This window comes from Streptomyces sp. NPDC053426 (genome assembly GCF_055585405.1).
This window is the reverse complement of sequence record NZ_JBVJKE010000010.1, coordinates 46,083-59,198: the sequence shown is the minus strand read 5'-3', so window position 1 is coordinate 59,198 and position 13,116 is coordinate 46,083. Positions and strand designations below refer to the sequence as shown.

Annotated in this window: 9 protein-coding genes; 1 reads left to right on the top strand and 8 read right to left on the bottom strand. The window is 71.3% G+C overall.

The window, feature by feature from the left end:
* Window positions 1–14 precede the first annotated feature (14 nt).
* The 8 genes from ACZ62B_RS21055 to eccD all read right to left on the bottom strand — a co-directional run bounded on the left by ACZ62B_RS21055 (window position 15) and on the right by eccD (window position 8,733).
* The gene (locus ACZ62B_RS21055) at window positions 15–362 is read right to left on the bottom strand and encodes a hypothetical protein (protein ID WP_468879770.1); all 348 of its coding nucleotides are present in this window, start codon (window positions 360–362) and stop codon (window positions 15–17) included.
* 2 nt (window positions 363–364) lie between these two features.
* Complete coding sequence (locus ACZ62B_RS21050; RefSeq protein WP_469691672.1) at window positions 365–835, bottom strand: YbaB/EbfC family nucleoid-associated protein; 471 nt, start codon at window positions 833–835, stop codon at window positions 365–367.
* 16 nt (window positions 836–851) lie between these two features.
* Window positions 852–4,256 (bottom strand): AAWKG family protein, encoded by a 3,405-nt coding sequence (locus tag ACZ62B_RS21045; RefSeq protein ID WP_468879776.1) that lies wholly within the window; start codon window positions 4,254–4,256, stop codon window positions 852–854.
* A 12-nt stretch (window positions 4,257–4,268) separates the two neighbouring features.
* On the bottom strand, window positions 4,269–4,715 hold the full coding sequence (locus ACZ62B_RS21040) for a type VII secretion system-associated protein (protein WP_468879779.1): 447 nt from the start codon (window positions 4,713–4,715) through the stop codon (window positions 4,269–4,271).
* A gap of 28 nt (window positions 4,716–4,743) precedes the next feature.
* Complete coding sequence (locus ACZ62B_RS21035; protein ID WP_468879781.1) at window positions 4,744–5,064, bottom strand: WXG100 family type VII secretion target; 321 nt, start codon at window positions 5,062–5,064, stop codon at window positions 4,744–4,746.
* Between the two features lie 68 nt (window positions 5,065–5,132).
* Window positions 5,133–5,483 carry a hypothetical protein gene (locus ACZ62B_RS21030; RefSeq protein ID WP_468879784.1) on the bottom strand — a complete coding sequence of 117 codons (351 nt, stop codon included), beginning with the start codon at window positions 5,481–5,483 and terminating at the stop codon, window positions 5,133–5,135.
* A 361-nt stretch (window positions 5,484–5,844) separates the two neighbouring features.
* Complete coding sequence (eccB, locus tag ACZ62B_RS21025; RefSeq protein WP_468879787.1) at window positions 5,845–7,317, bottom strand: type VII secretion protein EccB; 1,473 nt, start codon at window positions 7,315–7,317, stop codon at window positions 5,845–5,847.
* A gap of 18 nt (window positions 7,318–7,335) precedes the next feature.
* Window positions 7,336–8,733 (bottom strand): type VII secretion integral membrane protein EccD, encoded by a 1,398-nt coding sequence (gene eccD / locus ACZ62B_RS21020; protein WP_468879790.1) that lies wholly within the window; start codon window positions 8,731–8,733, stop codon window positions 7,336–7,338.
* 300 nt (window positions 8,734–9,033) lie between these two features.
* Between eccD and eccCa the strand changes: the two genes are divergently transcribed.
* On the top strand, window positions 9,034–13,020 hold the full coding sequence (eccCa, locus tag ACZ62B_RS21015; protein WP_468879839.1) for a type VII secretion protein EccCa: 3,987 nt from the start codon (window positions 9,034–9,036) through the stop codon (window positions 13,018–13,020).
* Window positions 13,021–13,116 lie beyond the last annotated feature (96 nt).

Below are 13,116 nucleotides of genomic sequence, written 5' to 3'. Positions count from 1 at the left end.
GATGGCCATTCAGCTCAGCGCCTGTTCTCGCTCTCCGAGCCCTGCGCCTCGATGTCGTCCAGCGCCTGGGTCTGCGGCCGCTGCACGTGGTCGGCCTCCGCGGCGACCGCGTCGACCAGCGCCATGAACCCACCGGTGATGGACAGGACCGTCTCCGTCACCTGCTGCTGTTCGCGCCGGACCTGCTCGCCGACCGCGTTGGCGAACTCGTCGTCGCCGCCCTCCTCGCCCCACCAGCCCGCGTACTGGGCGTTGCCGGTCTCGAACCGGGGCAGCATCTCGTCGCCGTAGCGGACGGCGTCGGCGAGGTGTCTGGAACCCTGCAGGATCGCCTGGATGTCGGCGGAGTAGTTGCCGGCCACGGTTACGCGCCCCCCTGCCGTTCCTTGTCGTCCTCGTCGTCCTCGACGATCTCGTCGCGGAGCCTGCTCATCGCCGTGGGCCCCTTCGTCACGGAGGTCTCGTCGATCAGCGAGCCGAAGACGGCCCCCCAGTCGACGCCCATCCGGTCCGGGGCGGCGCCGCGCGCGGTCATCCTGGTGATCGGGTCGAGCAGGTCGACGACCCGGCGGGCCATCTCGGCCCGTGCCGTGTTCGCGGCCTCCAGCACCGCCGCGGAGAGCTGGGCGGCGGCCATGGTCCGGTACTTGCCGTCGAGGAACTCCAGGCTGGTCAGCTCGCCCTTCGCGCCGACGGAGACCCGCACCGACCGGTCCGCCGAACGCGCGGTGGCCGACGCCGTGTCCAGCTCGGCCCGTGCCGAGGCGGCGGCCTCCTCCGCCGCCTTGAGGTGGGCCATCGCCTGGGCCACCCGGTCCTCCATCGACCGACTCATCCCGCTCCCCTTCCCCTCAGCGCCCCAGGGCCTGCGGCGCGCCGCCCTCGTCGGTGCCCCAGACGTCCTCGTCCTCGGCCAGCCACGTGGTCCGTTCCCGGTCCCCGCTCTCCGTCTGCGGCCTGTCCCCCGCCCCGCCCATGCCTCCCATGGGCGGCATGAAGGGCGTGCTGCTGCTGGTCTGCGTGGTCCTGGGGACGACGCGGTGCTCCTCGTCGTCGACGGTCTGCGCAGCGGCCGGCCGGCCGGAGCGGCCGACCGCGGGCTCGATGACGGTCCTGGTGCGCTCGCCGGAGCTGCCGCCGGCCTCGCCACCGCCCGCGCCGCGCATCATCGGCGGGTACATCCCCGGCGAGCCCGCCCCCGTGCCGGTGCCGTCGGCGGAGGCGCCCGCCAGGGCGTCGCCGCTCTGCGGACGCCCGAGCGCCGAGGCGAGGTCGTCCTGGTTGTAGAGGTTGTCGTCGAACACGGAGGAGTACGCGGAGCCGGCCGAGCCCGTGGAGCCGCCCCCGTTGTAGGCGGAGAGGTCGGGGGGCTCCGGGAGATCGGCGATGCGCTGACGGATCAGCTCGTCGATGTCCTTGTCGTCGGCGGTCATCCGGTCGTACTCGGCCTGGATGTCGCCCATCCGCTGGTCGTACTCGGCCTTGGCGTCCTTGCGCGCCTGCTCGGCCTCGGTGCGCGCCTCCTCCCGTTCCGCCTGGGCGTCGGCCTTCGCCTGGTCGTACTCGCTCCTGGCGTCGGCCTCGGCGGCGTCCGCCCGGTCGAGGGCCTCCCGTTCGGCGGCGTCGATCTCCGCGATCCGCCGGTCGTACTCCTCGCGGGCCTCGTTCTCGGCGGTGCCGGCGGCGATCTCCCGCTCGTACTCCTGGCGTGCCTCCGCGCGTTCCTGCTCGGCGTCCTGGCGTGCCTGGTCCCGCTGTTCCCGGGCTTCGGCCTTCTCCTGCTCGTACTCCTGTCGTGCCGCCGCCTCCTGGCGGTCGGCGTCCTGGAGGGCGGCGTCGCGCTCGGCGCGGGCCTCGGCCTTCTGCTGCTCGTAGTCGGCCTGCGCGTCGGCCTTGGCGTTCTCGGCGTCCAGCCTGGCCTGCTGCCTCTCCTGGAGGGCCTCGCGGCGGGCCTCCTCCTGCTGGGCCTCCGCCCTGGCCTGCGCGTCGGCCTGTTCCCGCTTGGCGGCTTCCCGCTCGGCGTCGGCCTCCGCCTTGGCGGCTTCCTGCTCGCGTTCCGCCTCGGCCCTGGCGGCGGCCTGCTCCTGCTTCGCCTCGGCCTGCGCGGCCTCCTGCTCCGCCTTGGCCTCGGCCTTCTCCCGCTCGGCCTCGGCCTTGGCCGCCTCCTGCTCGCGCTTGGCCTCTTCCTTGGCGGCCTCCTGCTCCGCCTTCGCCTCCGCCTTCTCCTTCTCGGCCTCCGCCTTGGCCGCCTCCTGCTCGCGCTTGGCCTCTTCCTTGGCGGCCTCCTGCTCCGCCTTGGCCTCCGCCTTCTCCTTCGCCGCCTCTTCCTTGGCGGCCTCCTGCTCCGCCTTGGCCTCGGCGCGGTCGGCTTCGGCCTGGGCTGCGGCCCGCTCCCGTTCCTTCTTCGCCTCGTCCTGAGCCTTCTGGTTCTGCGCGAGGATGAACGCCCGCTGTTCGGCGGCCTCCTGCTTGGCTTCGGCCTTCTCGCGTTCCTGCTCGGCCTTGGCCTCGGCCTTCTCCTTGTCGGCCTCCGCCTTCGCGGCCTCCTGCTCGCGCTCGGCCTCTTCCTTGGCGGCCTCCTGCTCCGCCTTGGCCTCCGCCTTCTCCTTCTCGGCCTCCGCCTTCGCGGCCTCCTGCTCGGCCTCCGCCTCCGCCTTCTCGCGGTCCCGTTCGGCCTTGGCCTCGGCCTTCTCCCGCTCCGCCTCGGCCTTCGCTTCGGCCTTCTCCTTCTCGGCCTCCGCCTTCTCGCGGTCCCGCTCCGCCTTCGCCTCGGCCTTCTCCCGCTCCGCCTCGGCCTTGGCCTCGGCCTTCTCCTTCTCGGCCTCCGCCTTCTCGCGGTCCCGCTCCGCCTTCGCCTCGGCCTTCTCCCGCTCCGCCTCGGCCTTCGCTTCGGCCTTCTCCCGTTCCGCCTCCGCCTTGGCGGCCGCCGCTTCGGCCTCCGCCTTCTTCTTCTCGGCGTCGGCCTCCGCCTCGGCGGAGATCTCGGAGAGGGGACGGTCGTCCCTGTCGGTGATGCTGGTGTCGAACGCCTTCTCGGCCGCCTTGAACGCCTTGTTGATCGCCACGATGGCCTCGGCGCCCTTCGTGCCGAGCCAGTCCTGCACGGACTGCTCCCACCGGCGCACCGCCTCGTCGGCGATCGCCTTCCAGGTGGTCATGTCGCCCGGCTTGCCGTACGACTTCTCCCCGATGACGATCTCGTTCCGGAAGCCGGCGGTCGACACCACGTAGTTGTGCCAGGTGGTGGCCATCCCGGAGCCACTGGACACCGTCTCGATGTCCGTCTTGTCGAACTGGGTGTCGAAGAGCTTCAGCCGGGCGTCCTGCAGCATGTCGTAGAGCCAGCGCTGCGGGTTGCTCTCGGCCTTCCACGCCTCCCAGGCGTTGTAGAGGTTCTGCGCCTGGGTGAGGACGACGCGCTGGGCCTCGGCCAGCGCGCGGGCCGGCTCGGACGTCACCGTCACGTCGTCGATGGTGACCTCGGCGTCCCCGCCGCCCTTGCCGTTGAGCTGGTCGGCGTACCCCTCGTAGTTCCGGGCCAGTTTGTGGATGAGCTCCTTGAAGATGGCGGCCGACGTGCCGTCCCAGGAGTCGCTGCCCTCTCCGATGTTCTCGGTGTCCCACTTGCCGACGGTGACCGCGCTGTCCTCGAAGAACTTGACGACCCGGTCGAACGCCTGGGCCGCCTTCGTGAAGGTGAGCAGATCGACGTAGTCGGCGTCGTTCACCGGGAGGCCGCGGTTCTCGAACCCGTGGGTGGAGTAGGGCCACATGGTGAGCTGCGAGAGGGCGGCCTTGGAGCCGTAGATGTACTGGACCAGGGGGTTGGTGTCCCAGTCGAGCTTCTCGCCCTCGCTGTTCGTGCCGCCCTTGTCCTTCAGGACCTCGCTCGTCTTGGTGTAGCCGGGGATCACGTCGTCCCCGCTCGGCGGCCAGGACTGGCCCGACGCGAGGAAGGTGATGTACACGCGGTACTGGTAGAGGTAGCTGCCTTCGGAGACGTCCTTGTCGTCGCCGGCCGGCTTGTAGTACGGGATGGTGTAGTCGGTGTTGTGCGTCTTCCAGCCGCCCGAGGACAGGAAACCCGACGAGTAGTCCGGACCGCCCTCGTCCTCCACCCGGACATGGATCAGCGGGATGTCGTCGTTGCCCTTGAGGGTGTCGAACAACGTCTTCCGCTCCGGCAGGACGTAGCCGGTGAGCAGGTCAACCGCTTTCTTCCAGTTGTCGTTGTTGTTGTCCCCGGGGTTGGCCATCGCCGAACTCCGCTACTCTTCCTCTTCGGTACCGCCCGGATTGTCGAGATCACTGTCGACATCCTCGAAGATGTCCATGAAATCGTCCGCGGTGATGCTCTCGAGATTCTTGCCCTGGCTCTTGGCCAGCTCGTCGATGGTGTCCCACAACGCCTGTTCGAGGTCCTCGAAGAGAAGCGTCTGGTCCTCCAGGATGCGCACGACCTCGCCCGCGCCCTGCTGGACGACCTTGTTGAGGGCGCCCCCGCCGACCGCGCTGTTCTCGCCGGCCATGAGACCGATGACCAGCGGCTTCGCGGCGTCGATCGTCGTGGTCGAGATGCTGTCCGCGATGAACGAGATCGCCGGTCCCGCGGTCGGACTGTCCTTGAGGATGTTCTCCAGCGTCGTACGGAAGCTGTCGATCTGGTTGTTGATGAAGTTCTTCAGGAACGTGCTGTCGAGGACCGTGACGGCCATGCGATCACCCTTCCGTCACCGGCCGGCGTCAGCGGCTGCCGATCCTGATGTCGCCCCACCGCTGCGAGAGGTTCTGCTCCGTGTACCGGTAGTTGGAGGAGATCTCGGTGAGCAGACCGGAGTGGTTGGCGAGCAGGTTCTTGATGTTCTGGACAGCGTTGTCCCACTTCGCCTGGACCTCGCTGTAGACGTCCCGGTCGTCACCGATCCAGCTGTTGCGGAGTTCGGCCAGTTCCATCTCCAGGTTGGCCAGAATGCTCATGATCGCCTGGGACTGGCTGATCATGTCGTCCGCCGCGCCTTCGGCGTGGTTGTAGTCGACGTAGATGTAGCCGTCGGAGAAGTCCATCAGAGTCCTCTATTCACCGGGAGAACGACGAGATGTGAGGGGTTCGGGGCTGCTGGGCGCGTCGGGGGTCAGTTCGACGACGTGTCGGTGCCGTTGAGCTCGTCGAAGACCTGCGTGGAGCGCGAGTACTCCGCGTCGATCGCGTCGCTGGTGGATCCCTGCACCAGCCCGTGCTCCGTGAGGGTGCCGTTGAGCTCGTCGACCATCCGGTCCAGGTTGATCAGGATCGTGTCGACGTGCTCGTCCCACTGCTCCAGCAGCTTCTTGTACTTTCCGCCGTCCGCGCCCCCGTAATTCGAGGCGAGCGTGTGCGACGTGGACTGCACGTCCTGCTGACAGCGCTGAACACCGGTGAAAGCCTGTTCCAGCGCCATGATCCCATTACGGGTCGCGCGCTCCTCGGACTGCTGCATGGCCATGAGAGAACTCCCTTTTCGGCGAAACTCACCGGGCTGCGGCCCCCACTTCACCCTGCGGGCAGACAGGGCGTCCCTGCGATCACTAACGACTCGCCGGGGCCATGGGGTGGCCAGATGCTATGCAGGCCGCAACTTGTTTGGCAATTGCCCGCGGAACCGCGAAGTCCCCTATTTTGAGGCTCAATTGAGCAATGACTCGGAATTCACGCCGCTCAAGTGAGCGGCGCGGTGGATCCGGCCGGACAGATCGGGCATCCGCGCCGCTCACCGGGGTGCCGCAGAGCACCCGGCTGAACGTGAGGTGACCGCGGGACGCCAAGAATTTCCCTGCCGGCTGCTTCCCCGCGGGGGCCGTCACCCCCTATGTCCGCGGGCACCGCAGCGTCACCCTCGCCTCGCCCCGGGCCGCCGCCTCGGGGGTCAGGTCCGGGCCGCTGGGCAGCATGGCCAGCATCGGGGACGGCATCGTCCGCGCCTCGACGCCCTCGTAGCCCAGCGCCTTCACCGCCTCCTGGGACAGCAGCCGGTACTTCACGCCCTCGTCCGTCACCAGGTACGTGGTGTCGCCCAGCGCGCTGCCGCTCGCGCTCAACGCCCTGACCAGCGCGCCCTTCCCCGCTCGTACGGCGATGGAGTCGACCTTCAGGCAGCCCGGTTCGACCTCGGGCGCCGGTGCCTGCACCGCCGGGGGCAGGGCGTCCTGCGGCAGCACCGAAGTGCCCACCCGCACACCGGAGTCCGCGGAGTCGACCTCCGCGCAGGACACGGAGCCGGTGGCGACGGTGACCGCCTTCGGCGGCTTCGCGGGCAGCCTCTCCGTCCCCGAGTCCCGCGCGTCCGGGGCGAGATGCCCGGCCAGGGTGTCCGCGCCGAGCGTCGCCACGGTCGCGGCCTCGCCGTCGTACGCCTTCTCACGTGTCCGCGGGTCGCCCAGCAGGAGGGTGGCGCCGGTGTCGGTGAGGGGGACGAGGCCCTCCCGCGTGAGCAGGTGGTAGCGGGCGGCGGAGCCGGGGACGTCGACCTTGAAGAGCTGCCCGATCCTGGTGCTCCGCCCGCCCAGTTCGGGGCCCTTCCCGCCCCGGCCGGGTACGTCGGCGGGGGCCAGGTCGGGTCCCAGCGGGAAGGCGTCGAGGAACGCCGCGGAGACGGGACGCGGGGTGACGTCGCCGTACCCGAGGGCCTCGGCCGCCTTCGCCCGCTCGTCCAGGCGCAGCCGGCTGCCCTGCCACAGCAGGTACGCGGCGTCGTCCGGGCCGGTGACCAGCAGGCCCTCGTTCTCGCCCAGCCGCCGTCCGCCGGGCACGTCCTGCGGGGCGTCGGTGCCGAGGGCGAGTGTCGTGGTCGTCGTGACGACGCCCGTCGTCCGCGGCAGGATCCCGGAACACACCAGCCACGGGGTGTGGTCCAGGTCGCCCGTGCCCGGCAGCGCCTCGGGTCCGTCGGGGATGCCGACGGGCGTTCCGTGCGGGGTGCCGGCCAGCGAGGACGTGCCCACCGTCGTGACGCCGACCTCGCCGCCGGTGACCAGCCGGGCCGACGCGTGGTTGCGCACCGGGCGCAGCCGCCCGTCCAGGTACAGGTAGCGGGCGCCGGTGTCCTTGTCGACGATCAGGTTCTCCCCCGAGCGCCACGAGTCGTTGCCGCCGGGCCGGATGAGTCCGAAGACGAACGCGCCGGCGCACACCAGCACGGCGATGATCACGCCGATCGCGGCGCCGCGGTTGGTCCGGCCCAGCGGGCTCTCCGGGGAGTCCGGCTCGGCGCGCAGCATGGCCGAGGCCAGCCGCCCCATGATGAAGAGGTGCGCCTGTACTTGGTCGCGCTTGCTGTGCATGTCGCCGTGTCTCCCGGGTCAGCCGTTGATGCCGCGGAGCCAGCCGTAGACGCCCATCGACCAGAGCGTCAGCGGCAGGATGCTGAGGGCGGCCAGTGAGTGCAGCAGCTCGGCCGCGCGCCCCCAGTACGGGACGAGCCGCCGTCCGGGCACGGTCCACGAGGCGATGGTGATCGCGGCGGCCAGCCCCATCAGCCCGGCCGTCAGGGTCAGCCGGTCCGCCGGGGCGAGGGAGCGCGCGGACACGAGCAGCAGCAGGACCACGCCCCAGGCCCCGGCGCAGGTCAGCGCCAGCCGCTGCCAGACGTTGCCCAGCCCCCGGCTGTGCAGCAGCAGGAGCAGGGAGAAGGCCACGACGGTGAGGATCTCGGCGAGGCCCGGCGCGACCATGAGCGCCGCCAGGCAGGGCAGGCACACCAGGCCGATGGCGCCGTAGAGGGCGGTCATCCAGCCGTCCGCCAGCGCGGAGCGCGCGTCGACGTCCGAGGAGGAGTACGGGTCGATGCCCTGCTGTAGCTGCTGGACGTTGGTCGGCAGGGGCGGCATCCGCATGCCGGCCAGCCGGAACGACAGCGACGGGACGAACCCGCCGAAGAGCACCACCACGACGGCCACCACACCGGCCGCCTGCTGCGGCGCCAGGTCCAGGGTGATCAGGGCGGCGCCGAGCGCGCCCGCCGCCGCGACACAGGCCGCGCCGATGAACAGCGCCGGGTAGACGCCGACCGCCGCCAGGGCGAGCACCGTGCCCGCGCCGCCGGCCGCGGACGCCGCCAGCAGCCGTGCGCCGAGGACGGCCTCGCCGTCGGCGCCGCCGAGGTCGCCGCCGGGCAGCAGCCAGCCCGCCAGGGCGAAGTAGGGGGCCGCCATCAGGCCGAGCACCGAGCCGGCTCCGGCGTCCCCGACGGCGCGGGAGGCGGAGCCGGCCCCGGCGATCAGCAGCAGTCCGGCGGCCGAGGCGGCGACCGCCCGTATCCAGCCCGCCGTGCCGGGCATGGCCAGCAGCACGATGCCCAGCGCGAGGGTGGCCGCGGCCAGTCCGCGCAGCAGGCGCCGGCCGGCCTCGGGGCTCCAGCCGTGCGGTCTGCGGCCCATGCCGTCGGCGATGCCGTCGACCAGGTCGTCGATGTGCACCTCGGGCAGCGCCTCGGTGCGCGGCCGCAGATAAAGCTCCTCTCCGTCCCGCAGACCGAGGGAGTCCAAGGTACTCTCGGGGTCGAGCGGTGGACCGCCGAGCCGTTGGAGCACCCAACCTCCGTGCTCCAGACCGGTTTCCTCCAGGTCGTCCCCTCCGTAGCCGATCACTGTGGGCAGCAGATCGGCGACGGGAACGTCGGAGGGCACGGCCAGGTCGACGGTCCTGGCCGGAGCACGTACGGTGACGCGGCACAGGCTCGCCGTCTGAGTGTCGGTCATGGCTTCGGGGTTCACACTTTCTGGCGGACCACGGGATACGCGGTGGCTGGAAGGTGGCAGCGGCACACCGGTCGGTCGCCGAACGCGACGGAAAAGTCGGACGGGGCATGCGCCGACGAGTTTGACCGTACGCCGGGCTTTTCGCAACACCACTCCGGGAGTTCAGCGTCACGGCACCTTACGGCCATTTCCCCGACGCCGTCGCGCGGGAATCTGACTCTTTACGGTAAAACCCGCGACGTTCTCGCGGAGTTCCCCCGGAATTCCTTCCGAAATCCTTGAGGAGGACGTTCGTTGAGCGTGATCCTGTTCCGCCGGCCGGCCCGCCGCAAAGGGCCGGAAATGCCGTCGGGGGAACTGAGTCTCCAGGAGCCGCCCACGCTTCCGGAAGTCGTGCCGGACAGTTCCGCGGTGTGGACGTATCTGCCGATGGCGCTGATGTCGGTGTCCATGATGCTGATGTTCATGCGGCCGGGGATGAGCCAGAGCAGCGGCGGGTTCATCTACATCGCGCTCGGTGTGATGGTGATCGCGTCGGCGGGCATGATGCTCGGTCAGGTCATGCGGCGCAACGGCGAGCGCAAGCAGCGGATGAAGGGCGAACGCCGCGACTACCTGCGGTATCTGCGGCAGACCCGGCGCATGGTGCGGGCGTCCATCGTCGAGCAGCAGCGCGCCCTCGCCTGGCGCCATCCCGACCCCGACGCGCTGTCGTCGCTGGTGCGCAGCACCCGGCTGTGGGAACGGCGGACGTCGGACGAGGACTTCGCCGAGGTACGGATGGGCGTGGGCGACCAGCGGCTGGCGATGAAGCTGACACCGCTGTCGACCAAGCCCGTCGAGGACCTGGAGCCGCTGAGCGCGCACGCGCTGCGCAGCTTCACCCGCGCCTACTCCACCGTCCGCGACCAGCCCATCGCGATCTATCTGCGGGCCTGGTCGAAGGTGCTGTTCCGCGGGGACGAGGAGCGGATACGGGCCCAGGCGCGGGCCCTGCTCGCGCAGTTGGCGGTGTTCCACTCCCCCGACGACCTGTGGATCGCGCTGTGCGTCTCGGACGAGCGGCGCGCGGAGTGGGAGTGGGCGAAGTGGCTGCCGCACAGCCTGCACCGGCACGACGAGGACGGCGCCGGACCGGCCCGTCTGATCGCCTCGGCCTTCACCGAGCTGGAGAACCTGCTCGGCGCGGAGTTCCTGGAGCGGCCGGGCGCCGACCCCGACGCGGTACCGGGACGTGAGGAGCCGTACACGGTCGTCGTGATCGACGGCTGCACGGTGCCGGCGGGGCACCGCTTCGACGGGCACGGGTTCCGCAACGCGGTGGTGCTCGACCTCACCGGGGCGCTCGCGTGGAAGCCGGGGCGGACCACGCTGCGCCTGGAGGTGGACGAGGGCGGGGTCGCGCTGGTGCGCACCGACCGCGACCGCAAGGAGCAGTCGACGGTGCTCGGCCGGCCCGACCGGCTGGGCACGGTGGGCGCGCTGGCGCTGGCCCGGCTGCTGGCGCCGTACCGGATGAGCGTGGGCGGCGACGACTCCAAGCCGCTCGCCAATGACGTCGAGCTGACCTCGCTGCTGAACATCCCCGACCTGCACCGGCACGACCCGGCCACGCTGTGGGAGAAGGCGACGGGCAGCGCCCGGCTGCGGGTGCCGATCGCGGTGAGCGGTGAGGGCAGGCCCGTGGAGCTGGACATCAAGGAGTCCGCGCAGGGCGGCACGGGACCGCACGGCATGCTCATCGGCGCCACCGGCTCCGGCAAGAGCGAGCTGCTGCGCACACTGGTGCTGGGGCTGGCGCTGACCAACTCCTCCGAGACGCTGAACTTCGTCCTCGTCGACTTCAAGGGCGGCGCCACCTTCCTCGGCCTGGACGAACTGCCGCACACCTCGGCGGTCATCACCAACCTCGCCGACGAGGTGGCGCTGGTCGCCCGGATGCAGGACGCCCTGCACGGGGAGCTGATCCGGCGGCAGGAGCTGCTGCGCGCCGCCGGCAACTACACCTCCGCGCTGGAGTACGAGAAGGCGCGGCAGTCCGGGACGCCGCTGCAGCCGCTGCCCAGCCTGTTCGTGGTGGTCGACGAGTTCAGCGAACTGCTCGCCTCGCACCGCGACTTCATGGAGCTGTTCGTGATGATCGGCCGGCTCGGGCGCAGCCTCGGGGTCCACCTGCTGCTGGCCTCGCAGCGCCTCGACGAGGGCCGCATGCACCAGCTGGAGAGCCATCTGTCGTACCGGATCGGTCTGCGGACGTTCTCCGCGATGGAGAGCCGGGGCGTGCTCGGTGTGCCGGACGCCTACGAGCTGCCCGCGCAGCCGGGCGCCGGGTTCCTCAAGAGCGGCGTCGACGCGCTGACCCGGTTCCGGGCCGCGTACGTCTCGGGGCCGTACCAGCGGCGGCGGGCCGTGGTGCGGGCGCAGGTGGCGCGGCAGGTGGTGCCGTGGACGGCGGAGTGGGTGGTGCCGCGCGCCCCCGCGGACCCGGGCACGGCGGGCGAGCCGGACGAGACCGGGCCCGAGTCGGAGGGCGAGGGTGACGGCGGCGGGGAGACGCTGCTGTCGGTGGCGCTCGACCGGCTGCGCGGGGCGGGGCCGCCCGCCCACCAGGTGTGGCTGCCGCCGCTGGGCCGGCCGGCCACCCTGGACCAGATCCTGCCCCCGCTGTCACCCGACCCGCGGTACGGCCTGACCACGGCCGACTGGCCGCTGCGGGGGCGGCTCACCGTGCCGGTGGGCGTGGTCGACCGGCCCTTCGACCAGTTGCGCGACCTGCTGACCGTGGACCTGTCGGCGGCCGGGGGGCATGTGGCCATCGCCGGGGGGCCGCAGAGCGGCAAGAGCACGCTGCTGCGGACCCTCATCACCGCGCTGGCCCTCACCCACACCCCGCGCGAAGTGCAGTTCTACTGCCTCGACTTCGGCGGCGGCACACTGGCCGCGCTGGACGAGCTGCCCCATATGAGCGGGGTCGCGGCGCGCGTCGACACCGAGCGGGTGGGCCGTACGATCGCGGAGGTCACCACGCTGCTCGCCCGGCGGGAGCGGTTCTTCCTGGAGCACGGCATCGACTCCATGGCGACGTACCGCAAGCGGCGCGCGGCGGGCGAGTTCCCCGACGAGCCGCACGGGGACGTCTTCCTGGTCATCGACGGCTGGGCCACCGTGCGCCAGGACTTCGACCGGCACATCCCCACGTTCAACGCGCTGGCCGCACGCGGGCTCAACTACGGGGTCCACCTGATCGTCACCACCGCCCGCTGGGTGGAGCTGTCGTCGTCGGTGCGCGACCAGACCGGGACCCGGCTGGAGCTGCGGATGGGTGATCCGATGGACTCCCAGATCGACTCCCGGAAGGCGGCGACGATCCCGCGCAGCGCGGGTCGGGGGCTGACCTCCGACAAGCTGCACTACCTGTCGGCGCTGCCGCGCGTCGACGGGGTCGAGGACGCCGACGACCTCGCGGACGGGGTCGCGGGACTGGTCGCCGCGATCGGCGAGAACTGGACGGGGCCCGCCGCGCCACGGGTGCGGATGCTGCCTTCGACGCTGCCGGTGGAGGAGCTGCCGGAGCCGGAGGGCGAGAACGGGCTGCGGATCGCGATCGGCCTGGACGAGAACGAACTGGCGCCGGTGTGGCACGACTTCGCCGAGAACCCGCACCTGATCGTGGTGGGCGACACGGAGAGCGGCAAGACGAACCTGCTGAAGCTGGTCGCGCGCGGCATCACCGAGCGGTACACGCCGGCCGAGGCGCGGATCATGACGGTGGACTACCGGCGGGAGCTGGTGGAGAGCGTTCCCGAGGCGTACCGGCTCGGGCACGCCGTGTCCCTGGACATGCTGCGGGACCTGGTGGACGGGGCGGCGCGGGCGGTCAAGCAGCGGGTTCCGGGGGAGGACATCGCGCCGTCGCGGATGCGGTTGTGCGACTGGTGGCAGGGGCCTCGGCTGTTCATCCTGGTCGACGACTACGACATGGTGGGCGGCGGGCCGATGACGCAGCCGTTCGCTCCGCTGCTCGACCATCTGGCGCTGGGGCACGAGGTGGGGTTGCACCTGGTGGTGGCGCGGTCCTCGGCGGGGGCCGGGCGGGGGCTGAACGAGTCGTTGCTGCGGCGGTTGCAGGAGGTCAACACGCCGGGGTTGTTGATGTCGTGTCCGCCGAGTGAGGGGTATCTGTTCGGGAGCGTGAAGGGGCGGGAGCTGATTCCGGGGCGGGCGGTCCGGATCGCCCGGCGGAAGACCTTGCAGGTGCAGACGGGGCTTGTGGGGGGCGGGTCGTGATGTGCCCGTGTGGGTGCGGGGCGGAGGGTGGTTGCGCAGCCCGGCGCTTGCGGGGTGCCTCCCCCACGCTCGGCTCCGCTCGCGCGGGAGGTGCCC